Source organism: Bradyrhizobium sp. 170, from assembly GCF_023101085.1.
Classification (GTDB): domain Bacteria; phylum Pseudomonadota; class Alphaproteobacteria; order Rhizobiales; family Xanthobacteraceae; genus Bradyrhizobium.
The window spans coordinates 3,591,047-3,617,154 of record NZ_CP064703.1 but is presented as its reverse complement, the minus strand read 5'-3'; the positions used below and the strand labels follow the sequence as shown (position 1 = coordinate 3,617,154).

Genomic DNA, 26,108 nt, shown 5'->3' with positions numbered 1-26,108 from the left:
AGCAGGAATCATTGACCGTCGTTTATTCCAACCATGAACGGACGCCCCAGGTGCAGACGGCAACCGCCTACCTCGAAACCCTCAATCCCGAGCAACGGCGGGCCGTGGAGCACGGCGCCGCGGGAGGATTGGCGGCACCGCCGCTGCTGGTCATCGCCGGCGCGGGCTCCGGAAAGACCAACACCCTCGCCCATCGGGTCGCCCATCTGATCGTTCAGGGCGCCGATCCGCGCCGGATCCTGCTGATGACGTTTTCCCGTCGCGCCGCCTCCGAGATGACCAAGCGGGTCGAAAGGATCGCGCGCAAGGTGTTGGGCGACAACGCCGGTGTCATGACCGACGCGCTGAGCTGGGCCGGAACCTACCACGGCATCGGCGCCCGGCTGCTGCGCGACTATGCCGAACAGATCGGCCTCGACCCCGCCTTCACGATTCACGATCGCGAAGACTCTGCCGACCTCATGAACCTGGTCCGGCATGAAAAGGGATTCTCCAGGACGGAAAGCCGCTTCCCGACCAAAGGCACCTGCCTTTCGATCTATTCGCGCTGCGTCAATGCCGAGATGCCGATCGAGCAGGTAATCGGAATGTCGTATCCATGGTGCGCCGGATGGGCGGCGGAGCTGAAGGAACTGTTCGCGGCCTACGTCGAAGCCAAACAGAAGCAGAACGTTCTCGATTACGACGACCTCCTGCTCTATTGGGCACAGATGGCCGGCGACGCCACCCTCGCCGACGACATCGGCTGCCGCTTCGATCACGTCCTTGTCGACGAGTATCAGGATACGAACCGTCTGCAGTCCTCGATCCTCCTGGCGCTCAAGCCCGGAGGCCGAGGCCTGACGGTCGTCGGTGACGACGCCCAATCGATCTACTCGTTCCGCGCCGCAACCGTGCGCAACATCCTCGACTTTCCTGACCAGTTCTCGCCGCCTGCGAACATCATCACGCTCGACCGCAATTATCGCTCGACGCAAACGATTCTTGCCGCCGCCAACGGCGTCATCGGTCTTGCCAAGGAACGCTTCACCAAGAATCTCTGGACTGAACGTACGTCCGGAGCCAAGCCGCAACTGGTCACCGTCCGCGACGAGGCCGACCAGGCGCGCTTCATCGTCGAACGCATCCTGGAGAACCGCGAATCCGGCACGCGCCTCAAAGAGCAGGCGGTTCTGTTCCGGACATCCAGCCACAGCGGCCCGCTTGAAATCGAGCTCACGCGCCGGAACATCCCGTTCGTAAAATTCGGCGGACTGAAGTTTCTCGACGCCGCCCACATCAAGGACATGCTGGCATTGCTGCGGTTCGTCGAGAATCCGCGCGACCGCGTCGCCGGCTTCCGTCTGCTGCATCTGTTGCCCGGCATCGGTTCCGCGACCGCGCAACGCGTGCTCGACCGCATGGCGGAGGCCGCCGACCCCATCGCGGCGCTCGCGGGCATACCGACGCCTCCGCGTGCCGGTGAGGACTGGAGCGGCTTCGTCGAGACCTTAAGCAATCTCCGGTATTCGGAATGGCCCGTCGATCTGGAGCGCGCACGCCTCTGGTACGAACCGCATCTCGACCGCATCCATGAAGACGCTGACACGCGGCGGGCTGACTTGCTCCAGCTCGAGCAGATCGCTTCCGGATATCCTTCCCGCGAGCGCTTCCTGACCGAGCTCACGCTGGATCCGCCCGACGCGACCAGCGACCAGGCCGGCGTGCCGCTCCTCGACGAGGACTATCTGATCCTGTCGACGATCCACTCCGCCAAAGGCCAGGAGTGGAAGTCGGTCTATCTGCTCAACGTCGTCGACGGCTGCATGCCGTCCGATCTCGGTGCCGGTACCTCGGCCGAGATCGAGGAGGAACGTCGCCTGCTCTATGTCGCCATGACCCGCGCAAAGGACAACCTCCATCTGGTGGTGCCGCAGCGGTTCTTCGTCCACGGCCAGCACGCGCAGGGCGATCGCCACCTCTATGCCTCCAGGACGCGCTTCATTCCCGAAAAGCTGCTGGGTCTGTTCGAGCGGACTTCCTGGCCGATTGTGCCTGCCGGTACCGCGGCGCGCCCCGCCGGCCAAGGACCCAAAGTCGATATAGGCGCCCGCATGCGGGGAATGTGGCGGTAGCCGGGAGATACCGAAATGAGATTACTCGCCGCAATGATCGCCGCATTTGTTTGTTCGCCAGCGATAGCGGCGGACTACCTGGGAAGGGTTCTAGCCGTGTCGGACGGCGACTCCTTCACCATGGAAGCCGATGGCGCCAAGGTACGCGTGAGGATCCGCGGAATCGACGCACCCGAACGCGGGCAAGCCGGGTACGGACAGGCCGCCGGCGCGTTGTCGAACATGATCGATGGCAAGACGGTCCATTGCCTGCAAGTGGGTGAAGGCACTGTCTGCGACGGGCAGTCCCGACCTACCAGTCGGGACCGCATCGTGGCGCAGTGCTTCCTCGAAAAAGTCGACATCGCCGGACAGATGATCCGGTCCGGCACCGCGTGCGACTGGGCCAAATTCTCCGGCGGCAGGTACAAGATCAGCGACACCACCTGCTCGCGCAAATAGGATTCGATGCCGTTGAAGGGCCATTCGTGCGGCCGTCAAAACAGACGAGACCCCCGTGTGTAATCTCTACTATGCCGACCTCTGGATTATGCCGACCATTAGCTCAGAGCGGGCTCGGGCGGCGGCGATCGCTGCGATGGAGTCGGCATAATCCGATTGATGGCTACCGCGTATAGCCTCCCTCTTGCCAATCGAAGGGAGGCTTTGATGTTGATTGATCTGTCACGAGTTAGGATTTCGGGTCCGCTTTCGGCATTCGCGACCGGGTTTGCCGACCACCTGACACGACAAGGCTATAGCCCACAGCAGGCCCGCTTTCATTTGTTGCTGCTAAATCAGCTGAGCAATTGGCTTGTGAGCGAGGGGCTCGGTGTAGGGGAACTATGCGCAAAGGAAGTAGAGCGGTTTCAGCGCAGCCGTCATGAAGCTGGTTACAGTTTTCTTCGCTCTATCAGAGCGATGCAGCCGATCCTCGGTTACCTGCGCGGTCTTGGGACCGCACCTGCGGCTTTGTTGCCGCCGGCCAGCGGAGTGCTTGAAGCGGCCCTGGCGCGATACCGAGGTTACTTGATACTTGAACGTGGCATCAAGGATGCGTCAGCGTCCAGGTATGTTGAACTGATGCGTCCCTTCCTTCAAACCAGGGTCTTGCCGGACGGCCTTGCTCTGGACCTTCGAAGCCTGACAGCGGCTGATGTCATTTCTTTTGTAGTGACAAAGTGCTCCCGCCTCAGCCCTGGGACGGCCGGGCTGACGGTGACGGCCCTTCGATCACTACTCGGTTTTCTTTACGTCGACGGCGCTATCGATCGGTCGCTGGTGTCTGCGGTGCCGACCGTTCCCGGTCGGCGATTAACCGGATTGCCGAAGGGATTGGCCTCTGACCAGGTGCAGCGCCTTCTGGCGTCCTGCGACGCCAGCACCCGAAGTGGCTGTCGTGACTTCGCGGTCCTGACCATGCTTGTTCGCCTGGGCCTGCGGGCAGGCGAAGTCGCCAAACTGCAACTTGAGCACATCGATTGGCGAGCCGGCGAGATCGTGATTGCTCACAGCAAGGGCAATCGCACCGAACGATTGCCTTTGCCCGCGGATGTCGGCGAAGCAATTGCGGCTTACTTGCGTCACGGCCGTCCCGCAAGCACGCAAGGCCGCACAGTGTTTGCACGGATCACAGCTCCGCACCATGCTCTCACCACTGGCGCGGTAACGCAGATTGTTCGCCACGCTAGCGAACGGTGCGGCATTGAACCGATCCATGCTCACCGGCTGCGTCACACCGCGGCGACTCTGATGCTACGCGGCGGTGCATCGCTGCCCGAGATCGGACAACTCCTGCGCCACCGCAACGCTATTACGACATCGATTTACGCCAAGGTCGATCGCGATGCTCTGCGGTCGATCGCCCGCCCTTGGCCGGGAGACATCGCATGAACGCTCTCCGCAAAGCTCTCGCTGACTATTTTGCGGTTCGCCGCGCCCTCGGCTTTAAGCTCTATCGAGCCGAGAAACTACTCGGTCAGTTTCTCACCTTCGTCGAGGATCGTGGCGAAGACCATCTGACAACCGAGGCGGCGCTCGCTTGGGCGACACTCCCTAAGCGCGGTCGAACCTGGGCGTTTGCCCGGCTTTCCGTTGTTCGCCGCTTCGCTAAACACCTGCGCGGGATCGACCCCGCGACCGAGGTGCCCCCGACACACTTGCTGGTGCAGCAAAAAGGCCGGGCCACCCCCTACCTATATTCGGAGTCGGATATCGCGGCCCTCATCGCCGCAGCCGGGACGCTGCGGGCACCGCACCGAGTGGCGACATTTCGGACATTGATCGCTTTGCTTGCAGTGACCGGCATGCGGGTTGGGGAAGCGATCGGCCTCGACCGCGACGATTTTGACTCCGTCATTGGACTACTCACCATTCGGAACGCAAAGTTCGGCAAGTCTCGCCAATTGCCGCTGCATCCGAGCACCGTGGCTGCACTGGTTGATTATCTGCGTCGAGACGACCGTCCGAAAAACTCGTCGAATACGCCGGCACTGCTGGTCACTACGGTTGGCACCAGGTTCCGCTACATGGGCGTCCAGCCCGTCTTTCGTCAAATTGTGGATGTCGCCGGCCTCAAGCCGCGCTCTGCCTCATGCCGTCCGAGGCTGCATGACCTGCGGCACGGATTTGCCGTCAATACCATCCTTGACGGATATCGAGATGGCAGGGAGCCGGGGAACCGGATCGCGTTGCTGTCGACCTACCTCGGCCACGTCGATCCCGTCAGCACATACTGGTATATCTCAGCTGCGCCGGAGTTGCTGACGCTGGTTGGTGATCGTTTGGAGCGGCACCTCGGAGGTGCCGCATGACCGCACTTGCCCCAACCCTGCAAGCGTTCTTCACGGAACGCCTCATCTGCCAGCGCCAAGCTAGTCCCCATACACTTGCGGCCTACCGGGACACGCTGCGGCTGCTGCTGGTCTTCGCGTCCGCGAGGAAAGACGTCGAACCATCGAAGCTAGACATCGACGATCTTGATGCGCCGCTCATCGGCGCCTTCCTCGACCATCTTGAGAAGCAGCGGGAGAATAGTGCGCGCACTCGCAACGCTCGACTTGCCGCCGTCCGTTCGCTGTTCCGGTACGCAGCGTTTCGACATCCCGAGCATGCCGCCATAATCGAACGCGTGCTTGCCATTCCACGCAAGCGTTTCGACCGGAGGCTCGTCACTTTCCTGATCGAACCAGAACTCGATGCGCTGTTCCGCGCACCCAACCGCTCGACCTGGACCGGGCGGCGCGACCATACCCTGCTTACGCTCGCGGCCCAAACGGGCCTGCGTGCGTCAGAATTGATCGGCCTTCGCATCAGCGATGTTCATCTCGGCACTGGCGCGCATGTCAGTTGCATGGGGAAAGGACGGAAGTTGCGGATCACACCGATTACGTCGGGCATGGTCGCCCTCCTGCGTGTTTGGCTCGCTGAGCGCGCTGGTCAACCGGCGGAGCCACTTTTCGTCACCCAGTCGGGGACGTCACTCAGCCGTGACGCCGTCGAACATCGGCTCGCCAAATACGTTCAGATCGCCACCCGCGCCTGTCCGTCGTTGGGACAGAAAACCATCAGCATGCATGTGTTGCGTCACAGCGCCGCGATGCGACTGCTGCGGGCGGGAGTTGAGACTTCGGTGATAGCACTTTGGCTCGGCCATGAGCAGGTCGAAACCACCCACATCTACCTACACGCTGATATGGGAATCAAGGAACGCGCACTGGCCGCTACAGCTCCAGCGGTAGCTACTGCCGGTCGTTTTCGACCGAATGATAAGCTTCTCGCATTTCTGGAGGCACTGTGATTATGCCGACTCCAAAGCAGCGATCGCCGCCGCCTGAGGCCGTCCTGAGCCAACGGTCGGCATAATCGGCCCCCTCCCTGCCCCCTGCCGAAAATGAATTGGCTTCAAGCTTAGCAGTCGCCGGGCAGGCTCACTTCGCCGAGCGGCGAACAGACCTTGTTTGTCCATTTGCCTGTTCCAAATCGCAGCGATGCACCACCCCGTCGGAGACAGCGTGCTGGTGCTCGAATCACTGTGATGCGATTTCCTCTTGACTTAGAGCGCGCTCGAACCCCTAGCTTCCGTTGCGTCGTTGATCGAGAAGGGTGCTCATGAAGATTGGTGAACTGGCGAAACGCTCGGGACTGACAGCACATACGATTCGTTACTATGAGCGGATCGGGCTGCTGCCCTATGCTGACCGCAACCAATCGCGCCATCGGGATTACGACGCATCGATCCTGACCTGGATCGAGTTTCTCGGCCGTCTGAAGACGACCGGGATGCCGATCCGGGACATGCTGCGCTACGCAGCACTGCGGGAGCGCGGCGTCGGCACTGAGGCTGAGCGTCGCGAGCTTCTGGAGCGCCACCGTGCGGCCGTCCGTGCCCACGCTGCCGAACTGCAAGCGTGCCTTCTCGTTCTCGACACCAAGATTGCTGGCTACGCCGGCACGAGAACAAGGAGCAAAAATCATGACGCAGTCCACGAAAGCACAGGCTCAACCCGCATGCGCACCCCCCGCACCGGTCTTCTCGCCGCAAGAAAGCCGGCTCGAGCGCGGGCGGCGAGCACTAGATGAGATTGACGGCAAGGCTGGGCATAACGTCATCACGGCGCTGGCGGACATCGCGCCCGATTTCGCGCGCTATGTGATCGAGTTCCCCTTCGGCGATATCTATTCCCGCCCCGGCCTCGATCTGCGGGCCCGTGAGATCGCGACCATTGCCGCGTTAACCGCGCTCGGCAATGCCAGCCCTCAGCTCAAGGTTCACATCGAGGCTGGCCTGAACGTCGGCCTGAGCCGTGAAGAGATCACCGAGGTCATCATGCAGATGGCCGTCTATGCCGGCTTCCCGGCCGCGCTCAACGGCCTGTTCGCAGCCAAGGAAATATTCGCCCTCCGCGCCACGCCCAGCGGGGAGACAACCGGCTCTTGATCGCCAACCGGCGCACAAACAGATTCTTGCTGTGACGGGCGATGGCAAAGCCCGGCCACTCTCGCCCCGGCGACAAGCTGCTCGCATTCCTCGAGGCGCTCTGATTATGCCGACATGCCGCGCCGAGATTGCGCCCCTGTCCTCGGGAATGCGCATCGGCGCGGCATAATACGGAGATCGGCATAATAGAGATTATGCCGACGTCGGCATAATCTCTATTCGATCACCACCAACCAGGCCGCCATCATCGCGCTGTTTCGGGTGAACAACCGGTATGTCGGCAATCTGGCGTCGATGCCCGGCGTGTTTCCCGATTACAAGGCACCGATCGTGCGTAATGGAACCGGGGGCCGCGAACTCGCCACGGCGCGGTGGGGCATGCCATCGTCATCAATGGCGTTGATGGACGCCACCAAAAAACGAGCCGAAAAGCTGCAAGCCAAGGGCAAGCCGGTCGACTTCAAGGAATTGCTTAGAATGGAGCCGGACGGCGGCGCGACCAACATCCGCAATGTAAAGAGCAAACACTGGACCCGCTGGCTCGGCGTCGAGAACCGTTGCGTGGTGCCGTTCAACTCATTCAGCGAGTTCAACAAGGTCGAAGGCGGCGATATCTGGTTCGCACTCGATGAGACCCGCCCCCTTGCCTGCTTCGCCGGCATCTGGACCAACTGCACGTCCGTCCGGAAGGTCAAGGAAGGCGAGACCAACAACGACCTCTTCGCATTCCTCACGACAGAGCCGAATGCCGAGGTCGGCGCCATCCACCCCAAGGCGATGCCTGTGATCCTGACGACTCAGAGCGAGGTCGAGACCTGGATGACAGCCCCTCCGGACGAGGTCTTGAAGCTGCAACGGCCGCTTTCGGACGGGTTGCTCAAAATCGTCGCCCGCGGCGTAAAGGAAGATCCGGCCGGGCAGACAACATGACCGTCGAGGACGATGACGACCAGGCAGTTCCCCCGGGCCGCCAACGCAAGATCATCCACGTCGACATGGACGCCTTCTACGCATCCGTCGAGCAACGGGACAATCCGGATCTCCGCGGCAAGCCGGTCGCAGTCGGTGGATCGCAGGAGCGGGGCGTCGTAGCGGCCGCGAGTTACGAAGCCCGAAAGTTCGGCGTGCGGTCGGCCATGCCCTCGGTAACCGCCAAGCGGCAGTGTCCAGATCTGATCTTTGTGAAGCCGCGCTTCGAAGTCTACAAGGCGGTCTCCCAGCAGATCCGCGATATCTTCGCTGAGCACACGCCGATCATCGAGCCGCTGTCGCTGGACGAGGCCTATCTGGACGTCACGGAAAATCTGCAAAGCATTCCATTGGCGCGAGACGTGGCGTTGGCGATCCGTGCGAAGATCAAGGAAGTAACCGGCCTCAACGCTTCGGCCGGCATCTCCTACAACAAGTTTCTGGCCAAGCTCGCCTCCGATCACCGCAAGCCGAACGGCCAGTACGTCATCACGCCGGAGATAGGGCCGGCATTTGTCGAGACGCTTCCGGTCAGCAAGTTTCACGGCATCGGGCCGGCGACCAGCGCCAAGATGAATTCCCTCGGTCTCCACACCGGTCTCGACATGCGCAACCAGTCGCTCGACTTCATGCAGGCCAACTTCGGCAAAGCCGGCGAGTACTACTATTGGATATCGAGAGGCGTCGACAACCGCGAGGTTCGCGCCAACCGTGTCCGGAAATCCATGGGCGCAGAAAACACATTTCCCACCGATCTCACTGAGTTTCACGCCATGGTCGCCGAGATGCAGCCGCTGATCGACAAGGTTTGGCGGCACTGCGAAGACAAGGGCACGCGGGGCCGCACAGTCACTTTGAAGGTCAAGTTCAACGACCTCGAGATCATCACGCGCAGCAAATCCGTACCCATCGCGGTCTCGAGCCGCAGCGAATTGGAACGTTTGTCTGTCGGTCTTCTGCAGAGCGAGGTGCCGGTCCCGAAGTCAGTTCGGCTTCTGGGGATCTCGCTGTCCGCGTTGAACGGCGAATTCCAGACCGAGCCGCAACTCGGTCTGCCGATCTGACGGTACGACGGGCAGACCACGTCTTCTACACGTCGGTTGAACAGCGGGCCAATCACCGGGGCAAACTGGTCACAGTTGACGAAGCCGCCCCGAGTTCTGCAGGTCCCGGTATTGGCGCTCAGTATGTCGACGACGCGGAAAAACAAGCGCTGCCGATGTAATCGCGCTACGTCACTTGATTTTCAAGTCGATTGATGAGCTCGATCTGTCTCGACAGTATCTTCGATCGGGCGGCTTGCAGGTCGAACCACTCAGCGCGATCGATTTCCGGAAAGGGCCGTAGACGGCCACTCCTAGGCGGCCACTCTAACTCAAAGGTATTACTGGAACGGTGACGACGTGTCGAAATCGGTTTCTCCGCAGAAGGCGATCACGCGCTTTCCGCCACGTTGACGAATCTCTCCCTAGGCTTGCAAGTGACCAATCGAGGCTGTCGGCCCGAGCTCTTCGGTAAACTCGCGACGGGCGGTCTGCTCGGCATCCTCAGATGTGCTGATCTCGCCTTTCGGAATCGACCAGGCGCCATCGTCCTTGTTGCGCCAATAGGGTCCGCCGGGATGAACAAGCAACACCTCGAGGCCTTGTCCGATTCGACGATAGGACAGTATGCCGGCGGTTGAGGCTCCTGCGGCGGCTCGCTTGAGGGAACTCACGCTAATTCCTTCAGCCTTCGATCTTGGACGCGGAGGATTTACGCCGGCACGTCGCGCAACATGCTCATCTTCAATCCGTTCGTTGTCGACTGAACGTCGAGTTGCGGACTGCTCACCTACGATTGATCGTGCACGAGCGCCGAGAACATTGGTGTCTTAGGGTCGAGCTCTTCTTGCTCCAACATCTTTGCTCCTCCGCTACGAAGCCAGCATGCCAATTGTCCGATTTGCCCCGGGCGATTTGCCAGTTTTTCCAGCCCCTTACTTGACTGCAGCGGCGATCCAAAGGTCAGGGCGAGCTCGAGCTCCATTTGGTGCAATCGGATGGCCGTTTCGAAGGTGTCTTCGAGGTGCGCGGCAATCCGCAAACCTCCAGCGTCGATATCACCCCAGTGATACACGGGTGTATTCGGCGCCGTAAGACGCGCGGCTCGAACGAGGTGAGCCATACTCGAGAGAACATCGCGCGCCGGGAAGCCGTCGGTCAGAAGAGCGAGATAGTTTCCATCGATTTCCGTGCTGTATCGCCAAAAGCTGGTCGGATTCTCGATGGTGATGACGTAATCGACGGCGTGAGACAATGTCGCCTGTTGGACGGCTACCCAAGGCAGCCCGATAAAGACGTTCCCTGTGCCATCAATCTGTAGCGCACCGGAGAACAAACGAAGCGGACCCTTGACCTGCAAGAGGTGGGCTCGGCGTACGATTCCGCTTGCCTGCAAGACCTCGCGCGGCTCCTCGCCTGCCAAAGCGGGATCGCGACGCGTGAGTAGTTGTGCGACCCGTCCCTCCACTCGTTCTAGGGCTTTGCTGTCCTTCACGATTCGCCGAGAAAATGTCCGATGATCGATGTCCGCACCCGACAGATGTACGATGCCGTGCGTAAGGCGCAAGATCGTAATGACCGTGTCAACGTCCGTTGCCGAGAGGCCAAGGAAGCTCTTGTTGCTTTTCCAAGCAGTGATCGCTTCCTGCTCGATCTCTTGGAAGTACGGATCTGCAAGAATATCGGGGATAGCAGCCTGGATGACTTGATGCGCGCTGTCAGCAGTGGTTGTCGCGGGTGCTCTGACCAGAAATTTGTAAAGACTATCGGGGTCGACAAGACGAACGCGAGCAAACTCGCCGGTGAATCGCCCTATCCGCGCCTGCTCCAATGCGACACCGCCTGCTCGTTCCGCATCTTGTAGGATGCGGTGAAACTCGTCCTGCGCGGCGGGACCCCTGACCATCGTGTAATCGATCGGTTGGGTAATGTCGCGGGTACGTGGTCGCGGCCCTTCAAACCGGTCGAGCAGGAGGTTGAGCAACGCCTCGGCGGCGGACTGGCTATTCCGCTGCATGTCTCCGTTCCTCACGGACACGCTCTTCAAAGAAACTGCGCGGCTGATGCATCGGGTTCTCCTTGCGCAAAAGCATATGCGCGTCGTGATGGAAATGCTGAGGCGTTGCCTGAATGGCGCGACCAACCCGGATGATCGAAATCAATGTGTCAAAGGTTTCCTGATAGAGCGCCTGATGCGTTTTCGGCGCAGCCATAATGAGCTGCAGTCCCAAGCTGTGGTAGAACTGAATGATCTTGTAGATGTTGTCGGGATCGAGCTTTTCGAACGCCTCGTCCATCAGCAGAAGGGCTGATTGTGGAGGTGGGTCCCGACTGCCTCCGAGATGATTGAAGTACGCAGATTGAGCTGCGACGCCGAGGCAAATATAGAAAGGAACGAATTTCTGCCCGCCACTGGCTTTGCCACGGCGCTGCTCAAGATCGGATATCCTTCGGTAACTTTGTTCCGGATCGCAGATATCGATGCTGAAACGGAAATAGTTGCGGTAATCCGCCAATTCGTGCAAGCGGCGACGATGGTGCGCATCGTCATTGCTCTCGAGTGTCAACATGTCGATCAGCTCTTTGATCTTGACCTGATCGGGATCATTCGGATTCAACGTTGATTGCATCAGCTCGGTGGCTTTTGGCGCCACGATGTCGAGGCGATCAATCAAGTATCGGATCGTCTCCTTGTCCTGGTCACGCTCCTGACGGATTTGATAGACCTCTCCCATAAATACGCTGCCGCGAAGGGCCTTATTGAGATCGTCCTTGGTCCGATCGACCGCGTCGATATTGGCACGCAGACGGCTGAGGAAGTCGTGGACCATGGTCTCGACCAACGCGATCACTGCCTTGTCGACCTGAATCTTGAAATTGCGTAAGATCGTCTGGGTCAGCTCACGATGTCGCATGTCGATCCAATCATAAAGGATCGCCGTCTGCTCGGTTGCAACGAACTGAGTCCACTCAAAGCGTGGGTGCTGGTCGGGGTTGGCCAGCACATAGTCCTGAACCGTCGTTGTGAGCCTCGTCACCGCGGCTCGCTGGCTCGGCGCCTTGTCTTTACGAAGTGTCTCAAAACGATTACGTATGTGGGCGGGGTGTTCGCCTGTGGCCCGCTCTTTTAAATAGATTGCCCGTGCGCGCCGCACGAACCCTTCGAGGCCGACGGGCGGATTATGGTGGCGCCGGCGACGTTCGTATGGCGGGAACGCCTCCCGAGCCTTTGTAGCAGCTTTTTTCCGCTCCTCAGCATTGGCCTCCATCGCGCCTTTTCGCTGACCGATCTTGCCAATGAGTTCCTTTTCCTTCGTTTCTTCGTCGATTTGCTCTTGCTTGCAGGCGGCCAGCGCGGCCTCGATTTCGCGTTTTTCCTCCATCACGCCCTTGGGCAGTTTAGCTTCGAGATCGGTGATGAGGTCGGCTTGTCGCTTGTGTTCGAGATCGGCCGCTTCAATCGTCTTGAGCACGCGGATCGTGTTACCCTTGTTTGTGATCAGGGCGGCTTCGGCGCGCTTGATAGCCTCCAGTGCGGCGAACAGCCGAAGCTCGTTCTCTTTGGCAGCCTGCAAACGCGGCTCGAAGTCTCGATGCTGTTGGGTTAGCTGAGCGATTTGCTGGTCGCGCACTGACTGTCCAAGCCGCGGAATTTGCGGCAGTCTGCGATACTCGATACCCCGGCCATGGGCATATTTGCCATCGACCGAGGCCGCGAGATCGCCTTTGCGAATATCATTCGCCGAACGAGCGCGAATGATCCGGCCAAGCCGCACGTTGAGAAACGCCCGCGCATATGGATTTTCGGTGACCACGGCCTCAGCCAACGTGCCCTGCCGAACAGTTTGGTCCTGCGGCATTACGTTCTCGGATTGGATAAGTTTGGCTTTGGTTGCCTTATAGTTGCGGTCGAAATGCGGGTAGGCCTGATCCATGAAGTGAGGCTCGATGATGACGGCATCGACCCAGTCTCCCAGAATCGCTTCGATAATGCCGCGCCACTCCGTAAAGCCTGGAGCAATGTCGGCGACTTCCGTCAGGCTTTGCGCGGGCACGCGCATCTTCCTCATGTCGGCCAGGAAGTCCTGCGTGTCGGGATGCATGTCGGTGCCACCCGATCGCAGGTTGCTCAGCCGGCGATTGATGTCTTCGAATTCCTTCGCCAGGCTTGCTCTCGCCGCGCTCACATCCTGATACTGCTCGGCCAATGTGATTCGCGCTTCGGCGAGCGGTGGCACAGTTTCGACGATCGCTGTAATTCGGCGGGGCGCTTTTGGCCAAGTAGCGTCGAAGGTGTCGCCGATATCGGCGCTCGATCGTGATACAAAATCTGCTATGCTCGCATGGTTCTTGGGAAAAGCTCGACTCGTCGCTGCTTCGCGCAATGCGCTGAGGGCGTCAAAGATCGACTTTGCTTCGATGTTGGCCGCCCTCCGAATGGCGGCCTGACTATTCTGTTCAGCTTGGGCAGACTCAATCTGCTTATAGGCTGGCGTTCCATCGATCTGACCCTTTAGGGCCTCGAGCCGACGCCGTGTCTGCTCGATCACCTCAGCGAGCCTCGTCTGATAAGATTGCGTGCTCTCGAGTTGCTCCTCCATCTCGTCGATGTCTTTGCACTGCTTGGCTATCACGTCTCCATAGCGGTCGTACTCGGCACGCTCAGCCCCGTAGCTCCACATTCGGACGTTAAACTGATCGTCCATGACACGCTCGCATGCCGAGCGAATTGTTTCCACGGTTTTGATCTCGGCCTCGACACGCTCGATGGTCTTCTGCATGTCGCGCCAAGTGGTGTAGCGATCCTGGAAAGTCTGGATTTCGATCGGGATATCGTCGAGCAGGAACCGCTTGACGAAATCGGTGACACTGGTGATTTGGCCGATGTCAAAGGACAATGCTTGACGCATGGCCGCGCGTGCGCGGTCGGGGTCGAGCTGGGTGCCGCGGGCGTTCGCATTAATGATCGCGTAGAGATGGCGCAGGTAGGCGCGGTTGTTTTGCCGCTGAAAGGTCTGAACCGTGCGGGATTTGCGACGTTGTTCATCCAGAAAGCTCTGCCACCCCTTCTCCTCGAAGCCTTTGGGGCGGTCGTGAACGAAATCGGAAAATCGAAGAATTTCTCCGTCGACAATAAATAGGCCGAGAACATTCTCTTCGCTGAGAGAGGCCTTAGCCTCAAGGCAGACGCCCGCGGTGCAACGGCGGCTGCCGTCAGCGGCCTCGAACCCAAGCGCGATGTAAGTGAGGCAGGTATCGCGCTGATAGCCCTCTCCATCGTCAAGGAGGCCGAGACATGCCTCACGTACCGTTCGTGTGCTGCGCCCTCCCTCCGACACGCGGCTGTTGAGATCGAGGTACCGCTTGTTCATGCCCGTCATGACGATCTGGATCGCATCGAGCAGCACCGATTTGCCCGAACCGTTTCCTCCCAGGAAAACAGCGTTGCCCCGCTGGGCAATCGGGAAATCCTGCGCATACAGATAAAAGTTGACCGCAGCGATGTTGCGCAACACGAAGGCCGGAATCATGATGACGATGTCTCCGGCTCGGGTTCGGAGCCTTCATCTGCCCCGCCACTGTCACTCTCGACGGTTGCCGCTTCCGAGCGTGCTGGCTGCCCGGCCCACACCTCGATACGCGCCAAGAAGGAGCCGTCGACCACCTCGGTGATGGTGGGACGGATGATGACGTCAGCCGACACCTGTATAGAGTGTGTTTGATCGAACGTGACGAGGCCCTTTCGCTTGAACGTCGTGAGAATTGTCCGCAACTCGCCTGGCTTGAGAGCGCGAGATCCCATCGATGAGAAAACGGTCTGGATCTCATCTTCCTCGACAAGAATCTGCGCACTGGAATCGACAAAGTACCCCTTTTCGGCTCCCTCGTTGTAGAGCAGGCGCAGGCAGAGGAGAACGATTGTCTCCTGCGTCGGCACGCGCGCGTTATTGTAGGCGACGGGACTTACGTAGCCGGCGTAGCCCCAAGTGTCGTTGAAGATAAACTGGAACCCGAAGCCGGCGAAGACATCCTTGAAATAATCGAGGTTGGCGGCGATGCGGTCGAAGTGAGCAGCTCCGCCGAAATCGGCTCGAGCGACGAACTGCCGATGCAGGAGCCTGTTAGCGGTCTCAGTCAGTTGTTCGGCCGTGACGTTAGGATCCTGGGCAGCTTGCCGCGTCGCCCATCGCGAGTAGTAGGTCATGTTTTCCCCTCTCTGCGGCGCACCAATAGGCCGGGACCCGAGACAAAACGGTTCGGGTTTCGAGAGGAACTCTTGCGGATTTCAAATTCAGGATTGGCCGCGAGCGCACCCGCGCGCGCTTCGTAGAGTATTGCGATATCGCGAGCTGATTCGGGCTCAAAATGGTCGAGATCGAAGAACCCGCCATCGTCCGGTACTACTGTCCGCATGCGTTCAGCAACAGCATGACGGGTAACGTCCATGGCGGCGGCATAGGCGTCAACCATCTGTTCGCGCATGACATCGGCGGGATCGACCGCCTTCGGCTGGCGCGTCTGCGGTTCGACCGGCTCGCGCGCCTTCTTAGGTAGTGCCAGCGTAGCCGTCGAATATGGGACCGGAATTTCAACGAGCGGACTCACGCACTCAACGTTGCCGGCGCTCCACTGGGCAAATGCGAGACGAATAGCATCGCGAAGCCGTTCCTCACGAATGTTTCGTCCCGTCTCTTGATATCGAACGGTCGTCGCAATGCGGCGCTCAAGTTTGTGAGAGAAGCGGTCGATGACATCGAGTTTTTCTCCCAGATTCGCGAACACATCTCGGATACGCGTAAGATCCTGCGCGATCTGGACTTGAGCGGTCGCGACATCCGGGACCAACCGCTGATCGGCCAACGCCATGGCAGCGCGGGCGATCTGGCCCTCATCGTTTAGGAAACGCTCGGTATTGGTCTGGATGCTGCGTTGGAAGCGCATCGGATTGTAGGCCGATGCTTTTAGTGCGCGGTAATTCTCCAGCAGAAGCTTTTCAACGAAGCGCTCCATGAACTTGGTCAGCAGGTCTGCCAGGCCGTCGGATCGCATGAGGTCTTCCTCGATGCGGTGTAGCGACGTCAGGACGCCATCGATCGAGCGCCGCAGTTGCACCGTTTGGCGGCGTGCGCTGGCGATATTCATGACCTTTCCAGCGGGGTCCTGGTAGGCTGCGAGAATGCCGCTGTCGATCAGGCTGGCTTCAGCCGAGATATCGATCGTCAGCTCTTCCTTGAGAGTGATGAGGGCGGAGAGCAGCGCGTGAGCTTCGCGAGGCATGTAGACCTCGGTGGCCTTTCGGTTCGCCACCTCCATGATCCAGCCGTCATCGCGCAATCGGCCATAGACAATATGCTCGGCGGTCTCAGGAGAGGGATTGACCTCGTCGTCGTCCGCGATGGTTCGGAAGTCTGGATTGTCCAGGACTTGCCTGATGACCTGCAACACCTCGGCTCTCTTGGGCGCGAAAGCGAAGTCGTCGAAGAATTGCTCAAAGATGGATTCCAGGACCGCAACGTTGCGAACATGCGCCGACGACGACAGCATGCGAAACAAGGCATGAGGAATGACGTCAAGAAAGCTCATGTCGCCCTTTCGGCGGTCGGCGGGTTGATATAGGATAAGTTAGCACAAACAAAACAAACAGCCCCTAATGCCTCGCCCACAGAAATATACCGATTCCGAAATTATGGCTGCCGCGCAAGCGTTGATTGTAGAAGGCGGAGAAATCAATCCGATGCGTGTGCGCATGCGGTTGGGAGGAGGAAATGTCAGCCGGATCAAGGCCGTCGTCGCGAAGATGCCACGGCAGGAACCGCTCTCAGCTTCCCCTTCCGGGTTGCCGCAGACGCTGGTGCGTGAACTGCAACAAATGAGCTCCGAGGCTTCCCAACAGTTCCTTTCAGTGATCACCAGGTATTGGACGAGCACGCACGCGGAATCAGCCGGCCCGGCGCGGGAAGAGAATGCCGCCTTGCGCACGCAGATCGACGGTCTCGAAAGGGAGGCGCTTGCCTCATCCGAGAGGCTTGCCCGAGCCGAGAGGCAGCGCGACGAGATGGCCCGAGCTGTGAAGCAGCTCGGCAAAGAACGGGACGAACTCGCCCAGAACTTCGGGGGCCTGCAATCGGCGTTGCGCAATGCAGAAAGCGATTTCCGCGCCGCACAACGCCTGATCGACTCTTTTGAACGCAATCGACGCGAAGACCGGGACCAAATCCGAGACCTTCAGAAGCGGATCGAGGATTTGGTCGGCGAGATAGCGCTGCTGAGGGTGAAAGCGTCGGGCCAACTGCAAAAGGTCCGCCCGCGGAGCGCAAGCACTTCCAAATCTCGCGTCGGTCGAGCGACTTAGGCTGATCAGCAAATGGCGGACGATGAAAACATCACGAGTAAACCCCCGTGATGGCAGTCATGCCTGTCGCGCAGATCGAACAGGATTATTTTAAGCTCCTCAAGTTCACACCTGTGGCGATTCCGTCTCTCTCATTTGATGAAGCCGTCGCGGAAAAGATTCGCGCCGCCAGCCAGCGCTCGAAAATCCGCGAACTGCACGATCTTTCGGAAATCGCCCGTCCGCCCGCTTAACCGCAACCTCATAAGATCCTTGGCGGTGTTAAAGCTCTGGAACAGCGGCGGTCCCGGTCTCGACTACGCGCGCTTTTGCGAACGGGTGAAGGGAGGTGGCAACTACGACGTCGCGGATCTCACCAACCTCCTGCGCAAAGACCAGAAGCCCGATCTTGGGGGCATGATCCGGCGTGTCGTCGACGACTACCGCTTCCTGGCCGACCTATCCGCTGCCGAGAAACTACTCACTGCCGATGGCGCGCAGAAGAACCGGAACGAGGCCATAGCCCTCATTGCTGCACTCACGACGCTCTAAAAGAGAGTTAACGCCGCGGCCTGTCTGCAGGTTTCAGCGAAGCGATTCTAGAATCGGTGGTCACCGCTCACCCCTCAAATCGAATACAACAAGCCCAGCAGATCGCTGGAATTCACCAGTTGATTCGCCCTGGACTGTCCCGTTTTCACGAATTCTGTGAGAAGCTCCACACATTGTCCCGCCGCACTAGCGCTATCGTTGCTTAGCGACTAACGTACAATCAACAGTGGGGGGCATTAGCTTGGGGGCAGTCGAAGACATTCTAGAATGGTCAGCCACGAAGTTGTCTCCATGGCGCCAGGACGCGCTTCGTAGACTTGCGAGCGGCGGATCAATCGGCTCGCAGGATCACGATGACCTCCTCAATCTAATCAAGGACAGCGTCGGTTTTTCTCTTTCGCCCAAACCGGGCGCGGCCATCCCGCTCGGGAAAGCGCATCTGTCAACGGCCACTGCAGGCTCGCCTCTGCAGATCAAAACTATTCGTAACGTCGAGAACGTCAATCGACTTGTGCCATCGGCCGCACTTACGTTCGCAGCGAGCGGTTTGACTGTTATTTATGGGCGCAATGGAAGTGGAAAAAGCGGTTTCGTTCGGATATTTCGAACGGCCTGTCGCACGCGCTTCGATAACCCGGCCAAACTGAAGGTCTTGAGTGACGTATATGGCTCAAGCAGTGGACCACAGGCGGCCGAAATCGTCATCGAGACTGGCGGTAGCGAAGTCATAGTGCCCTGGAAGGCAGGCGGGCTTGCCTCGGAAGCGCTTCTACAGGTGGCGGTATTCGATAGCAGCGCCGCCCAGCTCTACGTGGATGGTGGCAACCAAATTCAGTTCCTGCCATTCGGCCTGGCGTTGCCGCACAAGCTGAACGAACTCTGCATCGCACTCAAGGGAAGACTAGACGGTGAGCGCAAGCCGATCACTGGACAGATCGGCCTCACCACAATCGCTTTCGAAATGGTGACGACGACGAAGGCGCAAGCCTTTTATTCGGGGTTGTCGGCTAAATCCACAGACACGCAGATCGACGAGGCAGCCAAATTCTCAGAAGGAGATCAAACTCGGCTTGACGAGTTGATACGCCTACTCTCGGCGACGACAGCATCGGCTGCCGACATGACTGCCCTCTCGACCTGGGTTCAAGGTTTGGCGCAAGACTGCGGCAGCCTGGTTGAAGCTTTAAGCGACGTGAAACTAGAGGAGCATCGCACGCTCAAGGAGCACGCCATCGAGGCGCGCAATGCGGCGGGCCTCGATGCAACCGCGCTTTTCTCAACCGAGCCACTTCCAGGCGTCGGCGGAGAGACATGGCGGCGTCTTTGGCTCGCTGCCCGTGACTACTCGATTATAGATGCGTATGCCGGCCGTGACTTTCCAGTCGTCAATACCACTGACAACGTTGAAAGCTGCGTTCTCTGTCACCAGCCCCTCAGCCCCGCTGCATCGGAGCGATTGGGACGTTTTCAGACTTTCGTTGGTGGCGCACTTGCGACGGCGGCGGATCAAGCCGAGGAGACGGTTTCCGCGACGCTCACTGTGGTTCCGAAGCTTGAAGCGTTTGCGTCCAAAGATTGGCCGGCCCGTTTGGAACAGATTCGAAAACGAAATGGCGAGCTTGCTGACGCGCTGTCTCTCTTCAAGCAGGGCGCGGAAGCAAGGCGTACGGCGACAATTGCCGCCCTACAGGGCACAGAGGCCGCGCCCTCAACCCTTTTACCTTTGGTTTCGCCTGCAACGACACTTGCGGAACTGGCGCAACTTCTATCTCAGGAAGCCGCGGCGCTTGCCAGCGCGGATGAGAATGCGCAGCGTGCAAAGTTAGCGGCAGAACGGGCAGAGCTTGCCGATCGAAAGATTCTCGCAGCTGGCCGCGACCGACTCATCAAGCGGCGTGATCTCCTCAAACAGGATGCGCTTTATGTCGCCGCACTCGCAGAGGTGCAAACGACAGGCATCACCAAGAAGGCGAACGATCTTGTCGACGTTCATCTTACAAAGATTGTAATCGATCGGTATGAAACCGAACGCAAGGCCCTAGACATTACGCATCTCAAAATCCGACTGGCTCGCAAGAGTGACCAAACCAAAGCCGCCTTCCAAACCACGCCTGGCACCACGCTGACGAAGTTGACTTCGGATATTCTGAGTGAAGGCGAGCAACGTGCGCTTGCTCTCGCGGCTTTCCTGACCGAGGTCGCCGTCACGGAGGGTACAGGACCTATCGTCATCGACGACCCTGTTTCATCCCTCGACCGTGACCGTGGACTGAAAGTCGCCGAGCGCATCGCGACTGAAGCTCAGACACGACAAGTTATTGTTTTCACACACGATTTGATCTTCTTCAACGATCTGTGCCGGGAAGCCGATGCTCTCGGAATCTTGCCGGAAACGATTGCCTTGTTTGCCGACGCCGCGAACGCCGGGAAGATCGACCCGGCGGGAGTCGTATGGAAGGGATTGAACGTCAATAAAAGACTTGCCCGTATCCGTAACGACTACGCTCCAGTCAAAAAACTTCATGCGACCAGCCCAACCGACTATGAAGTCGCAATCAAGAACCTCTATGGTCGCCTGCGGGATACTTACGAGCGTCTCGTAGAAGAGTGCATTTTTTGTGATGTTGTACGGCGGGGCGTAGACCGGATAGAGACACAAAAACTACGAATGGTCCACCTCTCGGATGTTCTTGCGATCCGATTCCATGAAGGCATGACCAAGGCAAACACGCACAGTCATGACAACCCGGCAGCCGATACCGTCACTGTGCCCGATCCAGCGGATTTTGAAAAAGACATTGCTTCGATCGAGAAGCTCGTTGCTGATCTTAAGGCGGAAAGTGCCATGGCCGAGGCTAAACGGCCCAGTATGAAGCCAAAATAGCTAGAGCTTTAACGTTGTCTTGCTGCGCGGTTTCCCCGATTCGAGCAAAGAGCGAACGCCGAAAGGGATTGCGTCCTTTTACTATCCCACGGCGCGTTCATTGCTGCTGGACCAAGTTGATGGCAGCGCGGTGGCAATACGGACCTCCGAGCGGCCCCCTCCGCGCTTTTCGACGCGGACCTGCACGGCGATTCGATCGATCATGGCAGCAACATGCGTGATAACACCGACCTTCTGACCTCGTCCTTGTAACGTTTCAAGGGCGTCTACAGCAATGTCTAACGTTTCAGCGTCGAGAGATCCAAAACCCTCGTCGATGAACAGCGTATCTACAAAGGACGTTCTCCCCTCAAGGCCGGACAATGCCAGGGCTAAAGACAATGAGACCAGGAATCGTTCACCTCCAGACAAGCTCCGGGTAGCGCGAATCTCATCACCCATGTCGCGGTCGACAACATGTAGCGCCAGATCGGAGGTCACCCCCCGCGCGAGCCGATATCGCGGACTGAATACCGCCAGTTGATCGTTTGCAAGTTGAACCAAGTGATCGAGCGTGATGCCCTGCACGAATCGCCTAAAGCGATCACCTCGCGCGGAGCCGATAGCTTCGTTGACCGCCTGCCAGATTGCCAAGTCGGTCGTCGCAGACTCGGTCTCCGCCGCCAGCGTCTCCGCAATCCGGCGCGCATCGTCGTCGCGGGACAACGTAGCGATCAACCCGCCGGTTGTCCGATTTTTCTCCGCAATCTCCTCAACCAATGCACTCACGTTGGCAGAGATGGCATTGACATCAATTGCTTCATCAAATCCCTCCAGAGCGTCAGTCAAATCTTGTTGCCGCGTGACAATAGCGACGTCCGCGTCAAGGATGGCGCGGTTGATTGCCTCAATTCGCTTCTTGAGCGCGGCCTTCTCTACCGGGTCCCCGGCAAGGAGTTGTTCGACATCGTCGATCGAGCGGCCGGCCTGAATGCAGGCTGCTCGGAAAGCAGTCTGACACGCGAGCATCTGTTGCTGAGCCAATTCGGAGGCGGCATCGGCTTCTTCATGGCGGGTGCGAGCGGCACCGTAATTCTTTGCTGCGTCGGCCTTCGCGGCGCTGGCAGTCGCCAACTCATCACGAGCGGTCTGTCGCGATGCCTGAAACCGGTTCCTATGGGTCGCAGTATCTTCTCCGTCAAGCAGCGCGGCTCGGGCGGTTTTCTTCTCAGAGGCTATGATCCGACGCTGGTCGGCCCTTGCACCGGCCTCCGCTAATGCTATCTTTGCATGGCCGACCGAAACGCCTGCCGCTGCAAGATCCGGATCGAGCTTTCGTAGCTGGTGATCGAGTTCTTGAAGCGTCCTTCGTAACACACTATAGGCTGCGGCCGCCGCCGCAAGTCGCACTGCAGTGCCGTGTGGATCACGGTCAATATCGTCCAACGCCAGATTCGCGGCGACGAGGAAAGGCGTAATTTCCCGGTCGATTGAACTGAGACGCTCGTCGAGTTCGCGACGACGGACGGATTGCCCCTTGAGCGTTAGTTCGGTGGTATGAAGCTGTCTGCGCCGCTGATCAAGCCCTTGCCCGATGGATTCGAGCTTCACCCCTATAGCGTCATATTCGCGCTGCAGAGCGTTCGTGGTTGCGCGCAAACTTCGCGCTTCTGTAAGCACAGCGGTGACGGCCACGCGCTGCCTTCTCGTTAAAAGAGCCAACGCAGAAAGCGTCGACGCGCCTGAATTATCTGGAGCAGCCGGGAGTACGGCGCTAATACATGCCACTTTGGCGAGAGCGCGCAAACGGGCAATCTGGGTCGCAAACAGCTCCTCAATTGCAGCAAGCTCATCGTGCGCCTGGCCGACAACACGAACAGCCTCTGATTGCCGGCCTTGAGCTGCCGCCAAGGCCCGAGTCGCATGGCGAAGACGCAATCCAATCAGTTCCAGCGCTGTGTCGAGCTCCTTGCGACGGCGACGGACTGCCTCGACCAACTCATTAACTGCACTAGGGTGACCAAGATGGGGATGTTCCGTGCTTCCGCAGACCGGACAAGCCGAGCCGGGAATCAATACGCTGCGAAGATGCACGGCCTCCTTGGAGACCGTTTCGTCGGCTAGATCGGCAAGAGGTGCAACTTCGACACGGGCCGCGCTGTCCCGGACGCGGTCGATCTCTGCAGCCTGGATTTGCTCCTGCGCAGCGGCAATTTGCTGCGCTGCCGCAACATGGTCAGCTTCACCACGGGCAACACCGCTGACAGCATCAGCATAACGTTCGCAGAGGGACGTCGCCTCACTCAGGGCCTCGAGAAGCTGGCCAAAATACCCATCACGGTCGCTCAGAGCATCCTCGTCGATGAGCGCAAGGCGGGCTTGCTGATCTCCCAGTCGCTCGGCAAGCGAATCCCGCTCTTTGCGACCGGCCGCTAACTGCTCAGACAAAGCAGTTATTTCCTCGGCCAAGGGGGCGATGGTTGTTTGAGCTTCAGCGGCCAGCGTGGCAGCAGTGATGCGATCCTGCGCTAATAGCGCCCGCTTTTCCAAGAGAGACGTTGCGTCGTCAAGGCGATCAGCGAGGAGCTGTCCTCGCGCATGAGACGCGAGTTGTTCCGTGGCGTCATGGTGGGCAACCGTCGCGCTTGCAAAACTATTTTCAAGCTCCGCAAGACCGCACTCTTGCCCACGGAGCACGGCTTCCGCTTGCACCTGAATACGTCCAGCATCGGCGAGTTCGGTCTGCGCTGCAGCAACTTCAGCGTCTAGTTTCTCCGCTTCGCTCCAGACGCCACCAAAGCGGGCTACTGCGCTTTCAGCCGCTTCATCGTTTGCGGCTGCCTCGACAAACCGAACATCAGCAGCGTCATCTATAATCTTCGCAGCCCCAGAGAGGTCGAGCAATTGAGCGGCGCGCGCCCTGCTCTCTTCCGCTAGCCGTTTCGCTCTGGCGTACTCAATGGATGGAGCACGCAGCGGTTCGATGGCATCGAGCTCGGTGACGCGTCGGAAGTCGGCATCCGCGCTCTCGCGGTCACCGGCGGCCTTAACGGCCGCCGCTCGGGCATTGCCGAGATTGGCGCGAGTGATATCCACCCTCTTGGCGTGTTCCAATTGCTTGGTGTATCGATCGCGCTCGCTAGTTTTTTCGGCGATGAGATCAGTGAGTCGGCTCAGCTCGGCAAGGAGTTGAGCTCGGTTCTCATCTGCAAGCACGCCGACATCAGCGCGCCGACGGTCGAGATCGGCAACCTGCCTTGCCCGAAACTCGGTACCCTCATGTACTCGCATGGATATGACCGCGTAGATTTCGGTGCCAGTGATCTTCTCGAGCAATTCTGCGCGATCACTCTCGGCAGCCAACAGGAAGGCATCAAACTCGCCTTGAGCGAGAAGTACCGTCCGCCGAAACTGGTCGAAGGTCAGATCTGTCTTTAACTGGACTGCGTCGCGCACCTGGGTCTTGCCCGTGGCGACGGCGCTCCCATCGTCAAGGCGGTGCAGCGTACGTTCCTCGGCCTGCAGCCGGCCGATTGCACGTCCGCGAGCACGCTTAGCCTCCCATCTAATTCGATAGGCTTGACGATCCTGGCCGACGAAGTCCACCTCCGCATAGCCGCTGCTGGCGCCGCGGCGGAGAATTGCACGACTATCACTGACTGAGATTTCTTCGCCGCTCGCATCGGGAACATTTTCTCGCCGGACGACAGAAACGCGAGGATATTCACCGTAAAGGGCGAGGCATAGAGCGTCGAGAATCGTAGATTTTCCAGCGCCGGTGTCTCCCGTGATCGCGAAGAGGCCAGACCCAGCCAATGGTTCTGCAGCAAGATCGATCTCGAAAGGTGTTGCAAGGCTGGCGAGATTTGCGCCCCGAATAGCCAGAATACGCATGGCTCAGGCCTCTGCCCGCACGCGGTGAAACACATCTAGATGGGCTGCATCGGGTGCAGCCCCAAATTGACGTTCAAAAGCGAGCTTAAAGAGCTCCTCTGGATCACGCTCCGATAGCCGGACGAATGGATCGCTTATAGCGATGCTGGGTATATTATTTGGCAGAGCAGCGACGCGCACATCGACAATGCGAACGGGAAAGCCCTCGGCGATGCGGTCGATCTCTTCTCGAAATCCGGGGGGCAACCCTTCGCGCATCAGATGCAGTTGAATAAAGGGCTGATTGTCGATTAGCGCATCCGGCGGAAGATCGAGCGCCGTCAGGTGATCACCAAGTTCCGACAATTGCAATTGGCCGGCTTTCGGTAGACGAAGATACGGCACCGGATGGATAATGGAAATGTGCTCGGTCGTGACTGAGGCGCCGTCCACGGTCGCCAATGTCACCCCGTGATTGTACGATTGCTCCGTGGCAGACAGCGGAATAAGCGAACCCGAATAGCGGACCACATGTCGACCGACCGTCTGGGGCCGGTGGAGATGACCCAGCGCAACATAAGACGCCTCCGAGGGGAAAACGTCATGGGGAACCGCATGTTGTCCGCCAATCAAAATCCGTCGCTCGGCACCTTCAGATTCGATGCCGCCTGCGACATGCAGATGGCCGGTTAGGACGAAAGGCAGTCCATTGATCTGATAGCCTAGCGTCTCATGGAGTTCAGCATAGAGAGAGCGCACACCCGCTATCACCGGTGATCCCCCATCACTGTCGAGCCGTGTCAGGTTAGGCAAACAGGCAGCGGTGGGATAGGAGACCGCAATGACGTGGAGCGCGATAGACCCTGTTGCGTCTGTAATGGGCACCAGATGACGTAAGCTGTCGATACGCCCGTCACGACGGTGTACGTTACCGACGACACGGATATTGAACGCCTCAAGGAGAGGACGAGGAGCCTCAAGTCGCCCTGCGGCATCATGATTTCCGGCAACTATGATCGTTGTCATTTGCGGTCGAGCGCGACTAAAGCGAACTAGCGTGTCGTAAAATAGCTGCTGAGATTCGCCGGATGGGTTCTGACTGTCGAATACATCCCCAGCCACAATCAAGGCATCCACCTCGCGCTCGATCAATATCTCGCGGATACGCTCAAACACCCTCCGATGTTCGTATTCGCGCGAGAATCCGCGCATGGTTTGCCCGATGTGCCAATCGCCCGTATGTAAGATGCGAACCATCTGTCATTTATCCCCAACCAACCGAAAGATCGGCCCCAATTGCCTAAGCCATCAAGTCATCCTTGATACGGTCAGCAGCCTCGATGTTGGCCCGCAGTCGGCTGAGGAAACCATCGAACCCGCAGAACCGATCAAAGCTGATCTTCGTCAATTTATTGAACACGCAGCGAAAGATGACACGATCGAC

The 26,108-nt window shown here is 59.0% G+C and carries 19 protein-coding genes and 1 pseudogene; 13 read left to right on the top strand and 7 right to left on the bottom strand.

Annotation, left to right across the window (positions count from 1 at the left end):
* The first annotated feature begins 50 nt into the window (after nucleotides 1–50).
* The 9 genes from IVB05_RS16645 (at nucleotide 51) to dinB (ending at nucleotide 9,065) form a co-directional block, all read left to right on the top strand.
* Entirely contained in the window at nucleotides 51–2,114 is a 2,064-nt protein-coding gene (locus IVB05_RS16645) for an ATP-dependent helicase (protein ID WP_247786718.1), read from the top strand.
* Between the two features lie 96 nt (nucleotides 2,115–2,210).
* Complete coding sequence (locus IVB05_RS16640; protein ID WP_247785579.1) at nucleotides 2,211–2,555, top strand: thermonuclease family protein; 345 nt, start codon at nucleotides 2,211–2,213, stop codon at nucleotides 2,553–2,555.
* Between the two features lie 207 nt (nucleotides 2,556–2,762).
* Complete coding sequence (locus IVB05_RS16635; RefSeq protein ID WP_247779139.1) at nucleotides 2,763–3,986, top strand: site-specific integrase; 1,224 nt, start codon at nucleotides 2,763–2,765, stop codon at nucleotides 3,984–3,986.
* Complete coding sequence (locus tag IVB05_RS16630; protein WP_247779138.1) at nucleotides 3,983–4,906, top strand: tyrosine-type recombinase/integrase; 924 nt, start codon at nucleotides 3,983–3,985, stop codon at nucleotides 4,904–4,906. The genes IVB05_RS16635 and IVB05_RS16630 overlap by 4 nt, the downstream gene beginning before the upstream one ends.
* Complete coding sequence (locus IVB05_RS16625) at nucleotides 4,903–5,892, top strand: tyrosine-type recombinase/integrase (RefSeq protein WP_247779137.1); 990 nt, start codon at nucleotides 4,903–4,905, stop codon at nucleotides 5,890–5,892. The genes IVB05_RS16630 and IVB05_RS16625 overlap by 4 nt, the downstream gene beginning before the upstream one ends.
* Nucleotides 5,893–6,203: 311 nt before the next feature.
* Entirely contained in the window at nucleotides 6,204–6,674 is a 471-nt protein-coding gene (locus IVB05_RS16620) for a MerR family transcriptional regulator (RefSeq protein ID WP_247779136.1), read from the top strand.
* Nucleotides 6,568–7,032, top strand: coding sequence for a carboxymuconolactone decarboxylase family protein (locus IVB05_RS16615; RefSeq protein ID WP_247779135.1), 465 nt, complete (start codon nucleotides 6,568–6,570; stop codon nucleotides 7,030–7,032). The genes IVB05_RS16620 and IVB05_RS16615 overlap by 107 nt, the downstream gene beginning before the upstream one ends.
* Before the next feature lie 261 nt (nucleotides 7,033–7,293).
* Entirely contained in the window at nucleotides 7,294–7,962 is a 669-nt protein-coding gene (locus IVB05_RS16610; RefSeq protein WP_247785577.1) for an SOS response-associated peptidase family protein, read from the top strand.
* On the top strand, nucleotides 7,959–9,065 hold the full coding sequence (gene dinB, locus IVB05_RS16605; protein ID WP_247785575.1) for a DNA polymerase IV: 1,107 nt from the start codon (nucleotides 7,959–7,961) through the stop codon (nucleotides 9,063–9,065). Before IVB05_RS16610 ends, dinB begins: the two co-directional genes overlap by 4 nt.
* 166 nt (nucleotides 9,066–9,231) lie before the next feature.
* On the opposite strand, the pseudogene IVB05_RS16600 reads toward dinB, so the two are convergent.
* From IVB05_RS16600 to IVB05_RS16580, 5 genes and pseudogenes are all read right to left on the bottom strand, one after another.
* Nucleotides 9,232–9,718, bottom strand: a pseudogene (locus tag IVB05_RS16600) (NUDIX domain-containing protein).
* 116 nt (nucleotides 9,719–9,834) lie between these two features.
* Complete coding sequence (locus tag IVB05_RS16595) at nucleotides 9,835–11,061, bottom strand: Wadjet anti-phage system protein JetD domain-containing protein (protein WP_247785570.1); 1,227 nt, start codon at nucleotides 11,059–11,061, stop codon at nucleotides 9,835–9,837.
* Nucleotides 11,048–14,575 (bottom strand): SbcC/MukB-like Walker B domain-containing protein, encoded by a 3,528-nt coding sequence (locus IVB05_RS16590; RefSeq protein ID WP_247785568.1) that lies wholly within the window; start codon nucleotides 14,573–14,575, stop codon nucleotides 11,048–11,050. The genes IVB05_RS16595 and IVB05_RS16590 overlap by 14 nt, the downstream gene beginning before the upstream one ends.
* Nucleotides 14,572–15,249: a DUF4194 domain-containing protein gene (locus IVB05_RS16585; protein WP_247785565.1), complete on the bottom strand. Its 678-nt coding sequence runs from the start codon at nucleotides 15,247–15,249 to the stop codon at nucleotides 14,572–14,574. The genes IVB05_RS16590 and IVB05_RS16585 overlap by 4 nt, the downstream gene beginning before the upstream one ends.
* Nucleotides 15,246–16,628 (bottom strand): Wadjet anti-phage system protein JetA family protein, encoded by a 1,383-nt coding sequence (locus IVB05_RS16580; protein WP_247785563.1) that lies wholly within the window; start codon nucleotides 16,626–16,628, stop codon nucleotides 15,246–15,248. Before IVB05_RS16580 ends, IVB05_RS16585 begins: the two co-directional genes overlap by 4 nt.
* A gap of 67 nt (nucleotides 16,629–16,695) precedes the next feature.
* Here IVB05_RS16580 and IVB05_RS16575 point away from each other — a divergent pair, with 67 nt between their 5' ends.
* From IVB05_RS16575 to IVB05_RS16560, 4 genes are all read left to right on the top strand, one after another.
* Entirely contained in the window at nucleotides 16,696–17,397 is a 702-nt protein-coding gene (locus tag IVB05_RS16575; protein WP_256473343.1) for a DNA-binding protein, read from the top strand.
* A gap of 50 nt (nucleotides 17,398–17,447) precedes the next feature.
* A complete protein-coding gene (locus IVB05_RS16570) occupies nucleotides 17,448–17,630 on the top strand; it encodes a nucleotidyl transferase AbiEii/AbiGii toxin family protein (RefSeq protein ID WP_247786716.1) in 183 nt (60 codons plus the stop codon).
* Nucleotides 17,631–17,655: 25 nt separating this feature from the next.
* A complete protein-coding gene (locus IVB05_RS16565) occupies nucleotides 17,656–17,928 on the top strand; it encodes a hypothetical protein (protein WP_247785557.1) in 273 nt (90 codons plus the stop codon).
* Between the two features lie 241 nt (nucleotides 17,929–18,169).
* Nucleotides 18,170–20,812: an AAA family ATPase gene (locus IVB05_RS16560; RefSeq protein WP_247785554.1), complete on the top strand. Its 2,643-nt coding sequence runs from the start codon at nucleotides 18,170–18,172 to the stop codon at nucleotides 20,810–20,812.
* Between the two features lie 81 nt (nucleotides 20,813–20,893).
* Here the strand turns inward: IVB05_RS16560 and IVB05_RS16555 are convergent, their stop codons facing one another.
* A complete protein-coding gene (locus tag IVB05_RS16555; RefSeq protein WP_247785552.1) occupies nucleotides 20,894–24,685 on the bottom strand; it encodes an AAA family ATPase in 3,792 nt (1,263 codons plus the stop codon).
* Between the two features lie 3 nt (nucleotides 24,686–24,688).
* Complete coding sequence (locus IVB05_RS16550) at nucleotides 24,689–25,921, bottom strand: exonuclease SbcCD subunit D (RefSeq protein ID WP_247785549.1); 1,233 nt, start codon at nucleotides 25,919–25,921, stop codon at nucleotides 24,689–24,691.
* Between the last annotated feature and the right edge of the window lie 187 nt (nucleotides 25,922–26,108).

Excerpts from the sequence above, each read along its gene's own strand:
- IVB05_RS16585 (WP_247785565.1), bottom strand. The coding sequence starts at position 15,249 with ATGACCTACTACTCGCGATGGGCGACGCGGCAAGCTGCCCAGGATCCT.
- IVB05_RS16595 (WP_247785570.1), bottom strand. The coding sequence starts at position 11,061 with ATGCAGCGGAATAGCCAGTCCGCCGCCGAGGCGTTGCTCAACCTCCTG.
- IVB05_RS16570 (WP_247786716.1), top strand. The coding sequence starts at position 17,448 with ATGGCAGTCATGCCTGTCGCGCAGATCGAACAGGATTATTTTAAGCTC.
- IVB05_RS16625 (WP_247779137.1), top strand. The coding sequence starts at position 4,903 with ATGACCGCACTTGCCCCAACCCTGCAAGCGTTCTTCACGGAACGCCTC.
- IVB05_RS16580 (WP_247785563.1), bottom strand. The coding sequence starts at position 16,628 with ATGAGCTTTCTTGACGTCATTCCTCATGCCTTGTTTCGCATGCTGTCG.
- IVB05_RS16575 (WP_256473343.1), top strand. The coding sequence starts at position 16,696 with ATGCCTCGCCCACAGAAATATACCGATTCCGAAATTATGGCTGCCGCG.
- IVB05_RS16555 (WP_247785552.1), bottom strand. The coding sequence starts at position 24,685 with ATGCGTATTCTGGCTATTCGGGGCGCAAATCTCGCCAGCCTTGCAACA.
- IVB05_RS16615 (WP_247779135.1), top strand. The coding sequence starts at position 6,568 with ATGACGCAGTCCACGAAAGCACAGGCTCAACCCGCATGCGCACCCCCC.
- IVB05_RS16620 (WP_247779136.1), top strand. The coding sequence starts at position 6,204 with ATGAAGATTGGTGAACTGGCGAAACGCTCGGGACTGACAGCACATACG.
- dinB (WP_247785575.1), top strand. The coding sequence starts at position 7,959 with ATGACCGTCGAGGACGATGACGACCAGGCAGTTCCCCCGGGCCGCCAA.
- IVB05_RS16590 (WP_247785568.1), bottom strand. The coding sequence starts at position 14,575 with ATGATTCCGGCCTTCGTGTTGCGCAACATCGCTGCGGTCAACTTTTAT.
- IVB05_RS16550 (WP_247785549.1), bottom strand. The coding sequence starts at position 25,921 with ATGGTTCGCATCTTACATACGGGCGATTGGCACATCGGGCAAACCATG.
- IVB05_RS16635 (WP_247779139.1), top strand. The coding sequence starts at position 2,763 with ATGTTGATTGATCTGTCACGAGTTAGGATTTCGGGTCCGCTTTCGGCA.
- IVB05_RS16630 (WP_247779138.1), top strand. The coding sequence starts at position 3,983 with ATGAACGCTCTCCGCAAAGCTCTCGCTGACTATTTTGCGGTTCGCCGC.